This window comes from Roseovarius sp. (assembly GCF_030373445.1).
In the GTDB taxonomy this organism is placed as follows: domain Bacteria; phylum Pseudomonadota; class Alphaproteobacteria; order Rhodobacterales; family Rhodobacteraceae; genus Roseovarius.
In genome coordinates, this window is the sequence record NZ_JAUCYU010000014.1 from 104358 (window position 1) to 120032 (window position 15675).

The 15675-nt window shown below is 67.7% G+C and carries 14 protein-coding genes; 8 read left to right on the forward strand and 6 right to left on the reverse strand.

Going from position 1 to position 15675, the window contains the following annotated elements:
* Window positions 1–46: 46 nt before the first annotated feature.
* The 3 genes from QUV18_RS21360 to QUV18_RS21370 are packed head-to-tail and all read right to left on the reverse strand — an operon-like array spanning window position 47 to window position 3113.
* The gene (locus tag QUV18_RS21360) at window positions 47–460 is read right to left on the reverse strand and encodes a PaaI family thioesterase (protein WP_300896167.1); all 414 of its coding nucleotides are present in this window, start codon (window positions 458–460) and stop codon (window positions 47–49) included.
* Window positions 457–1479, reverse strand: a complete 1023-nt coding sequence (locus tag QUV18_RS21365) for a phosphotransferase family protein (protein ID WP_300896168.1) — start codon at window positions 1477–1479, stop codon at window positions 457–459. The genes QUV18_RS21360 and QUV18_RS21365 overlap by 4 nt, the downstream gene beginning before the upstream one ends.
* A complete protein-coding gene (locus tag QUV18_RS21370) occupies window positions 1476–3113 on the reverse strand; it encodes a long-chain fatty acid--CoA ligase (RefSeq protein ID WP_366914694.1) in 1638 nt (545 codons plus the stop codon). The genes QUV18_RS21365 and QUV18_RS21370 overlap by 4 nt, the downstream gene beginning before the upstream one ends.
* 154 nt (window positions 3114–3267) lie before the next feature.
* Here QUV18_RS21370 and rpe point away from each other — a divergent pair, with 154 nt between their 5' ends.
* Complete coding sequence (gene rpe, locus QUV18_RS21375) at window positions 3268–3966, forward strand: ribulose-phosphate 3-epimerase (protein WP_300896170.1); 699 nt, start codon at window positions 3268–3270, stop codon at window positions 3964–3966.
* A 319-nt stretch (window positions 3967–4285) separates the two neighbouring features.
* Complete coding sequence (locus QUV18_RS21380; RefSeq protein ID WP_300896171.1) at window positions 4286–5569, forward strand: acetylornithine deacetylase/succinyl-diaminopimelate desuccinylase family protein; 1284 nt, start codon at window positions 4286–4288, stop codon at window positions 5567–5569.
* A gap of 109 nt (window positions 5570–5678) precedes the next feature.
* Here the strand turns inward: QUV18_RS21380 and QUV18_RS21385 are convergent, their stop codons facing one another.
* Entirely contained in the window at window positions 5679–6863 is a 1185-nt protein-coding gene (locus QUV18_RS21385) for an alpha/beta fold hydrolase (protein ID WP_300896172.1), read from the reverse strand.
* 64 nt (window positions 6864–6927) lie between these two features.
* Window positions 6928–7773: a pantoate--beta-alanine ligase gene (panC, locus tag QUV18_RS21390; RefSeq protein ID WP_300896173.1), complete on the reverse strand. Its 846-nt coding sequence runs from the start codon at window positions 7771–7773 to the stop codon at window positions 6928–6930.
* Between the two features lie 163 nt (window positions 7774–7936).
* Here panC and QUV18_RS21395 point away from each other — a divergent pair, with 163 nt between their 5' ends.
* From QUV18_RS21395 to QUV18_RS21420, 6 genes are all read left to right on the forward strand, one after another.
* Entirely contained in the window at window positions 7937–9412 is a 1476-nt protein-coding gene (locus QUV18_RS21395; RefSeq protein WP_300896174.1) for an ABC transporter substrate-binding protein, read from the forward strand.
* A gap of 178 nt (window positions 9413–9590) precedes the next feature.
* Entirely contained in the window at window positions 9591–10538 is a 948-nt protein-coding gene (locus QUV18_RS21400; protein WP_300896175.1) for an ABC transporter permease, read from the forward strand.
* The gene (locus tag QUV18_RS21405) at window positions 10535–11350 is read left to right on the forward strand and encodes an ABC transporter permease (protein WP_300896177.1); all 816 of its coding nucleotides are present in this window, start codon (window positions 10535–10537) and stop codon (window positions 11348–11350) included. The genes QUV18_RS21400 and QUV18_RS21405 overlap by 4 nt, the downstream gene beginning before the upstream one ends.
* The gene (locus QUV18_RS21410; RefSeq protein ID WP_300896178.1) at window positions 11347–12921 is read left to right on the forward strand and encodes an ABC transporter ATP-binding protein; all 1575 of its coding nucleotides are present in this window, start codon (window positions 11347–11349) and stop codon (window positions 12919–12921) included. The genes QUV18_RS21405 and QUV18_RS21410 overlap by 4 nt, the downstream gene beginning before the upstream one ends.
* Window positions 12922–12978: 57 nt before the next feature.
* Window positions 12979–13764 (forward strand): hypothetical protein, encoded by a 786-nt coding sequence (locus QUV18_RS21415; RefSeq protein WP_300896179.1) that lies wholly within the window; start codon window positions 12979–12981, stop codon window positions 13762–13764.
* Window positions 13761–14951, forward strand: a complete 1191-nt coding sequence (locus QUV18_RS21420; RefSeq protein ID WP_300896180.1) for a crosslink repair DNA glycosylase YcaQ family protein — start codon at window positions 13761–13763, stop codon at window positions 14949–14951. Before QUV18_RS21415 ends, QUV18_RS21420 begins: the two co-directional genes overlap by 4 nt.
* A gap of 96 nt (window positions 14952–15047) precedes the next feature.
* Here the strand turns inward: QUV18_RS21420 and QUV18_RS21425 are convergent, their stop codons facing one another.
* Complete coding sequence (locus QUV18_RS21425) at window positions 15048–15668, reverse strand: cysteine hydrolase family protein (RefSeq protein ID WP_300896181.1); 621 nt, start codon at window positions 15666–15668, stop codon at window positions 15048–15050.
* Between the last annotated feature and the right edge of the window lie 7 nt (window positions 15669–15675).

Below are 15675 nucleotides of genomic sequence, written 5' to 3' on the forward strand. Positions count from 1 at the left end.
CGGGGAGGGGTGTGGTGCGAGGTTCCGGCGCGGGGGCCGGGACGGGTCAGCCCATCGAGCGGTAGCGGAACACGCCGGTGGCGGTGGCGAGGAGGGTGCCCTCGTCGTCGGTGAGGCGGCCCTCGGCGAAATAGGTCTTGTGGCCGCCGCCGGTCATGCGGCCTTCGGCGATGAGGCGGGTGCCCTTGGCCTGGCCCACGTAATTCACCGTCAGCGACAGGGTAAGCGCGTTCTGCTTGCGGTCGGGATCGCCGGTGTAGCAGCCGGCATAGCCCATCGCCGTGTCGAGCAGGGTGGCGTGGATGCCGCCATGGGTCAGGCCCTGACGGTTGCCGAGGAAGGGCTGTATCGGCAGTTCGATTGTGGCGGCGCCGTCGGACCACGCGGTCATCTCGAGGCCGAGATGGGTTTGCAGGGGGTACGGGGCCTCGATGAGGTTCGGGTCGAGATCGTCTTTCATCGTTTTGCCGCCTCGAGCCCCGAGCGGGCGAATTCGGGCACGTAGGCGCCGAGTTTCAGGCCGCGCTCGGGGTCCGATGCGTTGCCGTCGAGGGCGCGTTTCTTCACGCCCTGCAGGATCGCCGCCATCCTGAAGAAGCAGAAGGCGAGGTAGAAGTTGAAATCGCCGATGCCGGGGATGCCGCGGCGTTCGCAATAGGTGTCGATGAAGCGCTGGTCGGACCAGAGGCCCTTTGCCTCGCGGTCGACCCCGCCGAGGCCGCGGCCCTCGGTGGTGGCGGGCATCGACCATTGCATGACGACGGCGGCGAGGTCGGCATAGGGGTGGCCGGTGGTCGACAGCTCCCAGTCGAGCACCGCCAGCACGTTCGCGCTGTCGGGGGCGTAGAGCAGGTTGTCGAGCCGGTAGTCGCCGTGCACCAGCGTGCGCTGGCCGTCGTCGTCGGGCATGTTGGCCTTCAGCCAGTCGATCAGCGCCTCCATGTCGGGGAGGTCTTCGGTTTGGGTGGCGTGGTACTGCTTGGTCCAGCGGTCGGTCTGGCGCTGGCAGTAATGGCCGGGAGGGCCGTAATCGGCGAGGCCCATGGCGTCGAGGTCGACCGAGTGGATGGCGGCGAGGACGCGGTTCATCTCGTCGATGATGGCGGAGCGGTCCTCGGGCGACTGGTCGGGCAGGCTGGGCTGGTCGAAGGTGCGGCCGTGGACGAGGTCCATGATGTAGAAGGCCGAGCCGATCACGTCATCGTCTTCGCAGAGGGCGTGCATTTTCGCGACCGGCACGTCTGTGTCCTGCAGCGCGGATTGCACGCGGTATTCGCGGTCGACCGCGTGGGCGGATTTCAAGAGCACGCCGGGCGGTTTGCGGCGGAGCACGTAAGAGCGCGAGGGCGTGTCGAGCCGGTAGGTGGGGTTCGACTGCCCGCCCGAGAACTTGGTGGCGGTGACGGGGCCGGTGAAGCCGGGGATGTTGGCCCTGGCCCAGCTTTCGACCGCTTCGACGTCGAGCGCGAGGCCGCTCATGCCGTGCCCTCGCGGAATTCGGGCAGGACGTAGTCGGAGAACTTTTCGCGCAGGGTTAGCTTGGAGACCTTGCCGGTGGCGGTGAGCGGCAGGTCGTCGACGAAGACGATGTCGTCGGGAAGCTGCCACTTGGCGAAATGGTCGGACATGAAGGCGTGGAGCGCGTCGAGGGTGATGCGGTTCTCGCCAGAGGGCACGACGACCAGGACGGGGCGTTCATCCCATTTCGGGTGGGGCACGGCGATGACCGCGCAGGCGGAGATGTCGGGATGGGCGGTGGCGTGGTTCTCGAGGTCGATGGAGCTGATCCATTCGCCCCCCGATTTCACGAGGTCCTTGGCGCGGTCGTGGATCAGGAGGCGGCCGTCTTCGCCGACCGAGGACACGTCACCGGTGCCGAACCAGCCGTCGCCATCGAAGGCGGACCGGGTGGCCTCGTCGTTGCCGTAATAGGCGCGGATGACGGTGTTGCCGCGCACGTAGAGCTCTCCGGTGGTTTCGCCGTCATGGGGCAGGCGGTTGCCGTCGTCGTCGACGATCTTGAACTCGACCCCGAAGAGGCGGCGGCCGGCGCCTGTCTTGGCGTCGATCTGTTCGTCTTTCGACGCGGATTTGAGCCATTCGGGCAGCATGCCGCGGGTGCCGATGGGGCTCATCTCGGTCATGCCCCAGGCCTGGCTGACGTTGACGCCCATGCCCTCGAAGGCGGCGATCATGGCGCGAGGGGCGGCGGAGCCGCCGACGAGGAGGTCCTCGAAGCCCTTGGGCGGCGTGTTGCCGCGTTTCTCGATCTCGGCCTGAAGCCCCGCCCAGACGGTGGGCACGCCCCAGGCGCTGAAGACGTTCTCGGCCTCCATCAGGTCGAAGAGGCTGGCACCGTCGAGGAAGCGGCCGGGCATGACCATGGTCATGCCGGCGAGCGGCGCGGTGAAGGGCAGGCCCCAGGCGTTGACGTGGAAGAGCGGCACGACGGGCAGCACGCGGCGCCCGGAGACGAGGCTTTCGCGGTGGCCGGTGACCACGTAGAGCGCGTGCAGCAGGGTGGAGCGGTGGGAATAGAGCGCGCCCTTGGGGTTGCCGGTGGTGCCGGAGGTGTAGCAGAGGCCCGCGGCGGTGGTTTCGGGGAACTCGGGCCAGTCCATATCGGTCGGCTGGCCGTCGAGCAGCTCCTCGTAGCAGAGCACGTCGAGATCGGTGTCGGGCATGTGGGCGCGGTCGGTCATGACGACGATCTTCATGCCCTCGGGCACGTCGCCCTTGAGCGCCTCGACAAGGCCGATCAGGCTGAGGTCGACGCAGAGCACGCTGTCCTGCGCGTGGTTGAGGATGTAGCTCATCTGCTCGGCCGGCAGGCGGGGGTTGAGCGTGTGGCAGACCGCGCCGATGCCGGAAATGCCGTAGTAGAGCTCGAAATGGCGGTGGCCGTTCCAGGCGAGGGTGGCGACGCGGTCGCCTTCCTCGATGCCCAGTTTCTTCAGCCCGTGGGCGAGCTGCGAGACGCGGCCCAGCACCTGCGGGTAGGAAAGGCGGTTCACGTCGCCCTCGTCGCGGGCGGAGACGATGCCCTGGTCCGGAAAAGCCTCGGCGGCGTAGGTGAGGATGTCGATGATCCTCAGGTCTCGGTGCATCATCATGCCTTGCATGGGGCGGTGCCTTTCGCAGTCTACGTCCTGTTCCGGGGGACGGTGGCACAAAGCCCCGGGGCATTCAATGCGATGCCGCCAGCCTTGACCGCGCGGCGCGGCGGGCCTAACCGGGGGGCGTGCCTTCCCTGCAGGAGAATCCCCCATGCCGTTCGACCGTTCCATCAAGATCGCCCCCTCCATCCTGTCGGCCGATTTCGCCAATTTCGGCGCCGAGATCCGGGCGATCGAGGCGCAGGGGGCCGACTGGGTGCACGTGGACGTGATGGACAACCATTTCGTGCCGAACCTGACCTTCGGGCCGCAGGCGGTGAAGGCGTTCCGGCCGCATGTGACCACCTTCATGGACGTGCACCTGATGATCTCGCCGGTGGACGCGTCGATTTTGGCCTATGCCGAGGCGGGCGCCGACATGATCACCGCCCATGTCGAGGCGGAGCCGCATATCCACCGGACGATGCAGGCGATCCGCGCGACGGGGAAGATGGCGGGCGTGTCGCTCAACCCGGCGACGCCGCTGGAGAGCATCGAATACCTGCTGGATGACGTGGACATGGTGCTGCTGATGACGGTGAACCCCGGTTTCGGCGGGCAGAAGTTCATCGAGAGCGGGGTGGAGAAGACGCGGAAGCTGCGGGAGATGATCGGCGAACGGCCGGTGCATATCCAGATCGACGGCGGCGTGACGCCCGAGACGGCGCCGGCGGTGGTGGCGGCCGGGGCGGATGTGCTGGTGGCCGGGTCGGCGGTGTTCAAGGGCGGGTCTGTAGATACGCCGGAGGTTTACGGGGCGAATATGAAGGCGCTGCGGGAAGCGGTGGCCGGGGTGCAGACGGCGGGGTGACGACTGGCACGCTTGCGCGGAACAAAGGGCGAAGCCCGCCGCGCATCGACCGCTGGCCGGCAGGCGATTGCAGGGCAATCGCCGAGAGGTGGGCCGTCCCGACGGCACGGCGATTTGGTGAGGGCAGCGCGACGTTCTTAGGGTGGAGGGCCTTGGCGGGCATAAAGCGGCATCCACAACCGTTGGATCGCCGTACCACGGCCCGTCGATGCACGGCTTCTCAGCCGATGGATCTAACGATGGCGTCATCAGGTATGGCTGACCTTCCGTTGCTGGCCAAACCGGTGCTACGCTTGCCCCCAAAGGCAAGGAGCATCGCATGGGTATCGCAGACAGGCTGAAGGCGGAGATCGCGGCGCGGGAGGATGACCTCGTCGTGCTGACGCAGGACCTGATCCGCATTCCCACGCTGAACCCGCCGGGGCGGGAGTACCGGACGATCTGTGACTATCTCGACCGGCGGCTGCTGCGGTCCGGCTTTCATACCGAGCTGATCCGGGCCGAGGGGGCGCTGGGCGACAGTGACAAGTACCCGCGCTGGAACATCGTGGCGCGGCGAGAGGGCCGCGCGCCGGGACAATGCGTGCATTTCAACTCTCACATCGACGTGGTCGAGACCGGCCATGGCTGGACGGTCGACCCGTTTGGCGGCGAGGTGAAGGACGGGAAGGTCTATGGCCGGGGCGCCTGTGACATGAAGGGGGGCCTCGCGGCGAGCATCATCGCGGCGGAGGTGTTCATCGAGCTTTGCCCCGGCTATTCCGGCGCCATCGAGATCTCCGGCACGGCGGACGAGGAATCGGGCGGGTTCGGCGGTGTCGCCTACCTGGCCGAGAAGGGGTATTTCAGCCCCGAGCGGGTGCAGCACGTGATCATTCCCGAGCCGCTCAACAAGGACCGCATTTGCCTGGGTCATCGCGGTGTCTGGTGGGCGGAGGTGGAGACCAAGGGCGAGATCGCCCATGGCTCGATGCCGTTCCTGGGCGATTGCGCGGTGCGGCATATGGGGGCGGTGTTGCAGGAGATGGAGACGAGCCTTTTCCCCGCGTTGGCCGAGAAGCGGACGGAGATGCCGGTGGTGCCCGAGGGGGCAAGGCAGTCGACGCTGAACATCAACTCGATCCATGGCGGCGAGCCGGAGCAGGAGGAGGATTACTCGGGGATGCCGAGCCCGTGCGTGCCTGATCGGTGTCGCATGGTGATCGACCGGCGGTTCCTGATCGAGGAGGATATCGAGGAGGTGCAGGCCGAGATCCGCGCCGTGCTGGAGCGCGTGCGCGACGGGCGGCCGGGGTTTGACTACGAGATAAAAGAGCTGTTCCGGGTGCTGCCGACGATGACCGAGCGCGAGGCGCCGGTGGTGACCTCCGTCGCCGGCGCGGTGAGCGAGGTGTTCGGGCGCGAGGCGAGTTACGTGGTCAGCCCGGGCACCTATGACCAGAAGCATATCGACCGGATCGGGCGGCTGAAGAACTGTATCGCCTACGGGCCGGGCATCCTCGACCTGGCGCACAAGCCGGATGAATATGTCGGGATCGAGGACATGGTCCAGTCGGCGCAGGTGATGGCTCTGGCGCTGAACGATCTGCTGGGTGGGGCCTGAGGGTCATCTTTCCGAAGATACTCCAAGGCCGGCGCCTGCGGTGAGCGGGGGATTCGAGTATTTGGAGAAAGATGAAAGCCGAAGGCGCGCCAGGGTGTGACGGCGCGGATCAGTCGCGGGCGAGGAAGTCGAGCGTGGCGGAGAGTTGCTCTTCCCACGCCGGTTCGGAGGGCATGCAGGCGATGTTGGTGCTTTCGATCACCATCAGCTCGGCGCCGGGGATGGCGCGGGCGATGAGCTGGCCCTCTGCGAGGGGGTGGGCGACACAGTTGCGGGGGTGGATGACGAGCGTGGGGATGGCGACGCGGTCGAGGCAGTCCTCGGCATAGAGCCCGTCGACGACGCGGCGCTGTTCGGCGATGTGGTCGGGGCTGCTGGCGGCGCCGAGGAGTTCGATGAACTCGGTCAGTTCCTCGCGGGTGGCGCCGGGCATGAACATCGACAGCCATGCGCGCATGAAGCCGTTGTCCGGATCACCCCAGCCTTCGCGCAGGAGGGCGATGCTTGGGTCGGCCTCGGGGTCGGCATAGGCCGTCTCGCGCCGGGCGCGGCCGCGCACGTAGCCGCATTGCACGACCAGCCGGGTGACGCGGCCGGGGTTTTCGGCGATGTAGCGGATGGCGGTGGGTGTGTTCTGCAGCGTGGCGATCATGGCGAACCGGTCGAGCCCGGCGGCGTCGATCACCGCGGCCATGTCCTCGACATGGGTGTCGATCCCGCTGCCCGGCGTGAGCGGGTCGGAGAGGCCGGAGCCGCGGATATCGAAGCGGATCAGCCGATGCGCGGCGCCGAGCCGGTCGAATTCGGGGCGCCAGATGCTGCTGTGCCAGTCGCGTTCGAGATGTGTGACGTGGTGCCCCGCCCGCAGGAGCGGCGGGCCGGAGCCCGAGACCGCCCAGGCGATGCGGCTGCCGTCGCGGGAGGTGGCGTAGCGGATGGTCTGGCGGCTGGTGGAGGCGGGTGCCGGGCTGGCCGGCGGGTGGCCTGTGACCTCGACCGGCGCGACCAGCTCGAACCCGCGGCGGGTGATCGTGCGGATGATCCCCTGGGCCTTGCCGGTGTCGCCCACCGCCGCGCGGGCGGCGCTGATCCGGGCGCTGATCGCCGCCTCGGAGACGATGCGCCCGCCCCAGATCGTGTCGATGAGCTGATCCTTGGTGACCACCTGCCCGGCATGTTCGGCGAGGTATCTCAGAAGGTCGAAGACCTGCGGCTCCAGCGGTACCGGGGTTCCGTCGCGCCGGAACTGGTAGCTCTCGGTGTCGAGGAGGCAGTTGGCGAAGGCGTAGCGCATCCATCTTTTCCGCGGCTCTGATCGGAAAAGCTTAGCCGGGGCGCGAAGGTTTGGGCAAGCGGGATCAGACCGCGATGTTGTCGATGAGGCGGACGCCGGCGAGCCAGGCGGCGGCGAAGAGGCGGGCGGGGCGCGTGGGGGCGTCGAGAAGGTGCAGGTCGTCGGCGGCGCGGAGGTCGAGATATTCGACCTGGGTGAAGCCGGTCTTTTCCAGCCGGTCGATGGCGGCGCGCTGGAGCGGGCCGAAGGGCTGGCCCTCGGCGAGGCCTTGGGCCACGGTTTCCATTTCCTCGAAGAGGCGCGGGGCGAGGGTGCGGGCGCGGTCCGAGAGCAGCAGGTTGCGGGAGGAGAGCGCCAGCCCGTCGATGTCGCGGATCGTCGGGCAGCCGTGGATGGTGATCTGAAGGTCGAGGTCGCGGGCGAGGCGGGTCACCACCTGCAATTGCTGGAAGTCCTTTTCGCCGAAGAAGGCATCGGTGGCCGTGGTCTGGGTGAAGAGCTTGGTGCAGACCGTGACGACGCCGTCGAAATGGCCGGGCCGCAGGATGCCGTCCATCATGTCGGTGAGGCCCGAGACCGAGACGGTGGTGGCGAAGCCGTCCGGGTAGATCTGGTCGGGGTCGGGCACGTAGAGCGCGTCGACATCGAGGCGGGCGAGCTTGCGGGCGTCCTCCACTTCGGTGCGGGGGTAGTTGGCGAGATCCTCGGGGCTGTTGAACTGTTTGGGGTTCACGAAGATCGTCACGATCACCCGGTCGCAGCGGTCCTTGGCCGCCTGGACCAGCGAGAGGTGCCCGTCATGCAGCGCCCCCATGGTGGGCACGACGCCGATGGTTTCATGCGCGTCGTGCCAGGTGCGGGTCAGGCCGCGCAGGTCGGCGAGGCGGCGAAGGATGGGGGGCGGTGTCATCGGCGGGCCTTCGGGTCATTTGCGTGTGTCGGAGCGGGTTCTATCCGCTGTGCGGAGGGGAATCCACCGCTTCGCGCGCGGCTTGAGGTTGATTGCGCGGCGGTTTCCGGAGAGACTTCGCCCACAGGGTGGGATTCCACGAGGGTATAGGAGACCGGGAAGGATGAAGACGTTCCGTATGGCCGCGTTGGCTTGTGTGATGGCGATGGCGGCGGGGGCCGCGCAGGCGAAGACCGACATCGTCGTGGGGCTGAACCTCGAACCGCCGCATCTCGACCCGACAAGCGCCGCGGCCGGGGCCATCGACCAGGTGCTTTATGCCAATGTTTTCGAGGGGTTGACCCGGTTCGGGCCGGATGGGTCGGTGAACCCCGGCCTGGCCGAGAGCTGGGAGATTTCCGAGGACGGGCTGACCTATACCTTCACGCTGCACGAGGGGGTGACGTTCCATGACGGCTCGGCGCTCGATGCCGGAGACGTGAAGTTCAGCCTCGATCGCGCGCGCGACGGGGACAGCCAGAACGCGCAGAAGGCGCTGTTCGAGGGGATCGAGAGCGTCGAGACGGTGGATGACCTGACCGTGAAGGTCACGCTTAAAGCGCCGGACGGAAGCTTCCTGTTCAACATGGCCTGGGGCGACGCGGTGATCGTGGCGCCCGAGAGCATCACCGAGATCGCGCAGGAGCCGGTGGGCACCGGCGCCTTCGTCTTCGACGACTGGGTGCAGGGCGACCGGATCACGCTGGTGAAGAACCCCGATTACTGGGGGGAGCCGGCGAAGCTGGACCGGGTGACGTTCAAGTTCATCTCGGACCCGACGGCGGCCTTTGCCGCGGTGATGGCGGAGGACGTGCATGCCTTCCCCGGCTTCCCGGCGCCCGAGAACCTGCCGCAGTTCGAGGCGGACCAGCGCTTCCAGGTACTGGTGGGCTCGACCGAGGGCGAGACGATCCTGTCGACCAACAACAAGATGAAGCCGTTCGACGACGTGAAGGTGCGCGAGGCGATTGCCCACGCGATCGACCGGCAGGCGATCATCGACGGGGCGATGTTCGGGCTGGGTACGCCCATTGGCACCCATTTCGCGCCGCATAACCCGGATTACGTGGATTTGACGGAGCTGTCGCAATACGACCCGGAGAAGGCCAAGGCGCTTCTGGCCGAGGCGGGCTATGCGGATGGGTTCACCACCACGCTGAAGCTGCCGCCGCCGTCTTATGCGCGGCGCGGGGGCGAGATCATCGCGGCGCAGCTTCGGGCCGTGGGGATCGAGGCGGAGATATCGAATCTCGACTGGGCGCAGTGGCTGGAGCAGGTGTTCAACGGCAAGGATTTCGGCCTGACCATCGTGAGCCATACCGAGCCCTTCGATATCGGGATCTATGCAAGGCCGGATTACTATTTCCAGTACGACGATGCCGGGTTCCAGGAGATGAACACCGAGTTGGGCGGCGAGGCGGACCCGGCGAAGCGCACCGCGTTGCTGGAGAAGATGCAGCGGAAGATCGCGGAGGATTACGTGAACGGGTATCTCTTCCAGCTTGCGACGCCGACGGTGGCCAATGCGAAGATCCGCGGGCTGTGGAAGGATGCGCCGACGCAGGCCACGGACCTGACGGGGGTCTATTGGGAAGACTGACCGCGGCGAGGCCGTTTTCCGCGCGGAAAACGGGGAAGAAAACGGGGGTTTTCTTGCCCGGAATTTCTGAAAATTCCGGGGCGCGGGCGGTGGCGGTGTGCCGCCGCCGCAACCGGGCGGGAGGTCCGGAGAGGTCGGATTTGAGTATTTCGGCCAAGAAGAAGCCGGGGGTGGCGTGATGCTGCGCTACGTGGGGCGGCGGCTGGTGTCGCTTGCGGTCTCGCTGTTGGTGGCGTCGGTGGTGATCTTCCTGGCGCTCGAGGTCGTGCCGGGGGACCCTGCCGCCTACATGCTGGGGATCAACGCGCAGGAGGATACGCTGGCCGCCTTGCGCGCCGAGCTGGGGCTCGATCAGTCGCGGGTGGAGCGGTACTTCAGTTGGGTGGGCGGCATGGTGCAGGGGGATTTCGGGACCTCCTACACGTACCGCACGCCGGTGGCGGAGATGATCGGCGACCGGTTGTGGGTGAGCCTGCCGCTGGCGGTCTATGCGCTGGTGCTGTCGACACTCATCGCCTTTCCGGCCGGCATCTGGGCGGCGTCGAGGCGCGGTTCGCCCGTCGACTGGGGGGTGATGGGGGTGACGCAGCTTGGCGTGGCGATCCCGAATTTCTGGTTCGCGATGCTGATGGTGCTGGTCTTTGCCATCAACCTGCGCTGGTTCAGCGCCGGCGGGTTTGCCGGGTGGGAGAACGGGCTGCTGGCGGGGATGAAGAGCCTGACCCTGCCCGCCATCGCGCTGGCGCTGCCTCAGGCGAGTATCCTGGCAAGGGTGATGCGCTCGGCGCTGCTGGACACGCTGGGGGAGGACTTCATCCGGACGGCGCGGGCCAAGGGGCTGACGCGGGGGCAGGCGCTCCGGCGGCACGCGGTCAGGAACGCGATGATCCCGGTGCTGACGATCATCGGGCTGCAGTTTTCCTTCCTGCTGGCCGGCGTCATCATCATCGAGAACGTGTTCTTCCTGCCCGGGCTGGGGCGGCTGGTGTTCCAGGCGATCAGCTCGCGCGACCTGATCGTGGTGGAATCGGTGGTGATGTTCCTGGTCTTCGCCGTGGTGATGGTGAATTTCGTGGTGGACCTGACCTATGCCTGGGTCGATCCGCGCCTGAGGGGGCGGCGGTGAGGGGGGCGCTCACTTTCGGGGCCTGCCTGTCGGCGGTGTTTGCCGGGGCGGCGGTGCTGTCGTTCCTGTGGGTGCCGTATGACATCGAGGCGCTGGACATTGCCAACAAGATCCAGCCGCCTTCGGCCGCGCACCCGCTGGGGACGGATCATTTCGGGCGGGATATCCTGTCGATGATCATGGTGGGGGCGCGGACCTCGATTGCCGTGGCGCTGGTGGCCGTGGGGATCGGCATGGGGCTGGGCGTGCCGCTGGGGCTGGCGGCGGCGGCGCGGCGGGGGAGTTGGCTGGACGAGGTGATCAGCCGGGGGAACGACCTGATCTTCGCCTTTCCGAGCCTGTTGATCGCGATCATGATCACGGCGGTGTTCGGGCCGAGTGCCGTGAACGCGATCATCGCCATCGGGATCTTCAACATTCCCGTTTTCGCGCGCCTGGTGCGGGGGGCGGCGATGAGCCTGTGGACTCGGGAATACGTTCTGGCGGCGCGGGTGGCCGGGAAGGGGGCGGTCAGGATTTCGTGGGAGCATATCCTGCCCAATGTCGCCAACCTGCTGATCGTGCAGGGGACGATCCAGTTCAGCTTGGGGATATTGGCGGAGGCGGGTCTGAGCTACGTCGGATTGGGTGCGCAGCCGCCGGTGCCAAGCTGGGGCCGGATGCTGGCCGACAGCCAGACGATGATTTCCTTCGCGCCGCACATGGCGCTGTTTCCGGGGCTGGCGATCCTGCTGACGGTGCTGGGGCTGAACCTGATGGGGGACGGGTTGCGGGACCTGCTTGACCCGCGGCTTCGGAGGGCGCGGCAGTGAGCTTGCTGGCGATCGACGGGCTGGGGTTGCGCATCGGGACTGTGTCGGTGCTGGAGGACGTGTCCTTTGCCGTGGGCGCGGGCGAGATCGTGGGGGTGATCGGCGAGTCGGGGAGTGGCAAGTCGATGACCGCGCTGAGCGTGATGCAGTTGCTGCCGCAGGGGGCAAGCTGCACCGGCCGGATCACGTTGGCGGGGCGGGACGTGCTGGCGATGAAGGAACGCGCGCTCTGCCGGGTCCGGGGGAAAGAGGTGGGCATGGTGTTCCAGGAGCCGATGACGGCGCTGAACCCGTTGCAGACCATCGGCGACCAGGTGGCGGAGACGGTGCTCATTCACGAGCGGGTGGGCCGGGCCGAGGCGATGAGCCGGGCGGCGGAGGCGCTGGAGCGGGTGGAGCTGCCGCAGGACAGGTTTCCGCTGGGGCGCTATCCGCACGAGCTGTCGGGCGGGCAGCGGCAGCGGGTGGGGATCGCGATGGCGATCGCGTTGCGGCCGAAGCTGCTCATTGCCGACGAGCCGACGACGGCGCTGGATGTCACCACGCAGGCGGAGGTTTTGCGGCTGCTGAAGCGGCTGGTGCAGGAGGACGGGATGGGGCTGATGCTGATCTCGCACGACTTGGGGGTCGTGGCGGGGATGGCGGACCGGATCGTCATCATGCGGCAGGGCAAGGTGATGGAGGAGGGGCGGTTCGGGGCGTTGAGCCATCCGTATTCCCTGAGACTGCTGGAGGCGTCGGACCACGTGCCCGAGCGCGAGGGGCAGGCGGGCGAGGTGCCGCTGCTGGAGGTGCGGGACGTGGTGCGGGAGTATGACGCGCCGCGGCAGGGCTGGCTGGGAAAGCCGGGCGTCTTCCGGGCGGTGGACGGGGTGAGTTTCGACGTGCGGCGGGGGGAAAACCTTGGCCTGGTGGGCGAATCGGGCTGCGGGAAGTCGACGCTGACGCGGGCGATCCTGGGGCTGGAGGAGGTGCAGGGCGGCACGATCCGGCTGGACGGGCAGCCGGTTTTCGTGGGGCACAGGCCGAACCGGGATGTCCGGCGGCGGATGCAGGTGGTGTTCCAGGACCCTTACGGCAGTTTCAACCCGCGTCACAAGGTCGGGCGGCTGGTGGCGGAGCCGTTCCACCTGCTGGACGATGCGCCGACGGGTGAGGCGCGGGCGGCGGCGGTGGCCGAGGCGCTGGAGAGCGTGGGGCTGAAGGCGGAAGACGCCGGGAAGTACATTCACGAGTTCAGCGGCGGGCAGCGGCAGAGGATCGCGATTGCCCGGGCGCTGATCATCCGGCCGGAGCTGATCATCCTCGACGAGGCGGTGAGTGCGCTCGACGTGCAGGTGCGGGCGCAGATCCTAGACCTTTTGGCGGGGCTGTCGGACCGGCTGGGGCTGACATACCTCTTCATCAGCCATGACCTTTCGGTGGTGCGGAACGTGACCGACCGGGTGCTGGTGATGCAGGACGGCCGGATCGTCGAGCAGGGCGGGACGGAGGAGGTGTTCACCCGGCCGCGCCACGCCTATACCAGACAGTTGATCGCGGCGGTGCCGAAACTGCCGAGGTCGGCATAGCCAACCGCGCCCGGCTCGCCTACAACTGGGCGGTAAGCCCCCGACACGGAGTTCGCCTTGCGCCTGATCATCGCCCTTTGCCTGAGCCTGACCTTCCTGCCTGTCTCCGCGTCCGCCGCGCCGGAGGAGGATGTCGTCGTCGTGACCAAGCAGGACATCATGGCGCTTCTGGCGCAGATTCCCGACATTGCGCCGGTGCGCGAGGACATGCGCGCGCTGGGCTTCCGGGGGGAGAACCTCGAGCTGGCGGTGGCGCAGAACCGGGCCTTCTATACCGATCCGGTGATCGCCGGGCATATCGCCGAGCAGGTGATGATGGCCTATGCCAACCCCGGCCAGCCGGGGCAGGCGCAGGGGCTGATCTGGCCGCTGATCGACCGGGGGCTGGGGCATCTGCCGACGCGGAAGCTGAAATACTATTTCGAGGTGGAATCGACGATGATCCACGCGCTGCCGGTGGCGCAGTGTGGGCGGATCATCCGCAACGACCTGTCGGCGGAGGCGCATTCGGACACGATGAGCCGGATGGCGGCGCGGCTGAACGCGCCGGCGCTGAAGGAGTATTACGCGATCCAGCTGCGCGCCGCCCGGCTTGGGGCGAGCCGGAATGCGGTGCGGCTGTCACGGTCGCAGTTCGACCGGGTGAAGGCGGGGCTCGACCGCGAGATGGAGGTGCTGATCGCCGGCACGCCGAGGCCCGAATCGATCGTCGATGCGATGCGCGACCTGCGGCGGGCGGACAACCGGCGGGCCTGCGTGATCGGGCGGCTGATGTATGACGCGGTGATGCGGCTGGAGGGACAGGTTCAGCGGGATGCGCTGATCTTCATGAGTTCCCCGTGAGCGCGCCGCTTCGCATCGGCAACCGCGACGCGCGGCGGCTGTGGCTGTGGACGAACGGGTTGTCGGGCACGCCGGTGGGGCCGGTCGATGTGATGGGGATGATCCGGGCGCTGGGATTCGTGCAGATCGACACGATCCGCAACGTGACGCGGGCGCATCATCATATCCTGTGGAGCCGGAACCAGAATTACCGCGAGAAGATGCTCTGGCCCCTGCTGCGACAGCGGGAGATCTTCGAGCATTTCACCCATGACGCCTCGCTTATCCCGATGGATGTCCTGCCGATGTGGCAGCGCCAGTTCCGGCGGTTGGGCGAGCGGGCGGCGCGGCATGGCTGGTACCAGTCGGGGCTGGGGCAGGAGCAGATTTCCAGCATCCGCGCGCGGATCGCGGCGGAGGGGGCCCTGTCGACCCATGCCTTCGAGACCAAGGCGGAGAGCCGCGAGATGTGGGCCCGTCCGCCGCACAAGAAGGCGCTGGACCAGATGTGGTATTCGGGGGAGCTGGCGACCTGTCACCGCGAGAATTTCGTGAAGTTCTACGACCTGGGCGAGCGGGTGTTCCCGGCGCATCTGCGCGAGGGGCCGGGGGAGGCGGAGAGCGCGCTGTGGCTGTGCGACGCGGCTTTGGACCGGCTGAGCGTCGGGACAACCGGCGAGGTGCAGCGGTTCTGGGAGGCGATGGACGCGGGCGAGGCGAAGGGCTGGGCCGAGGCGCGCCGACCGGTGCCGGTGGAGGTGCAGGGGGCCGACGGGGCGTGGCGGGCGGCCTGGGGCGCGCCGGATATCGAGGCGCGGCTGGCGGCGGCGCCGGGGGCGACGAGCCGCCTGAGGATTTTGAACCCGTTCGACCCGGCGATCAGAGACAGGGTGCGGGTGGAACGGCTGTTCGGGTTTGCCTACCGCAACGAGATGTTCGTGCCGAAGGAGAAGCGGCTCTGGGGCTACTACGTCTATCCGCTGCTGGAGGGCGACCGGTTCGTGGGGCGCTGCGAGCTGAAGGCGGACCGGGCGGCGGGGTGGCTGCGGGTGACCGGGTTCTGGCCGGAGCGCGGCGTGAAATGGGGGCCGGCACGGGTGGAGAAGCTGGAGGCGGAGCTCGGGCGGTTCGCGCGGCTGGCGGGGATACGGGAGATTCACTGGGACGTGGCGCGGCCGGGCGAAGGGGTGGTCGCGCCCCGGCCTTGAGCCGGGGTCTCTGGCGGACCGGTACGGGGAGATCTTGGCACGAGGTCCCGGGTCAGGCCCGGGACGGGTGAAGTTTACAGGGCCGCGGAAGGAGTCTTACTCGTTGCCTTGCGCGCGCTCCAGATCGGGCGCGTCGCCCTTCGTCAGCGCAAGCGCCTGATCGGTCGTCAAGGCCGTGCAGAATTCGCCATGCAGCGACGCCACCGACAGGGCATGCACCGTCTCGGGGTCGTGATCCGTGCCGTCCGGGCCCACCCGGTTGGTCGTGGCGCAGGCATCCGGCACGAGGTAGGTGTCGTAGCCCATGTTGCCCGCCATCCGGGTCGAGGTCTCCACGCAGAAATTGGTGAAGAAGCCGACCACGACCAGCCGGGTGATGCCGTGCTGGCGCATGCGGAGTTCGATGTCGGTGCCGATGAAGGCGGAGTTCACGTCCTTCCTGACGATGATCTCGCTGGCCGAGGGTTCGAACCCCTCGATCATCGCGCCGGTGGGCAGGGAGAGTTTCAGGGGGGAGGCGGCCTCGCGGCTGTCATGCTGCGTGAAGATCACCGGCAGGCCGTTCGCGCGCCATGCTTTCAGAAGGCGGGCCATCTCGGCCTCGGCGCCGGGGTTGTTGCGGCGGCCGGTGGGCCCGCCCCAGTGCTCGAGCACGTTCACGCCCTTCTGCACGTCGATGAGGAGGAGGGCGGTTTCGGGGCCGAACTGGCGGATCATGACTGTC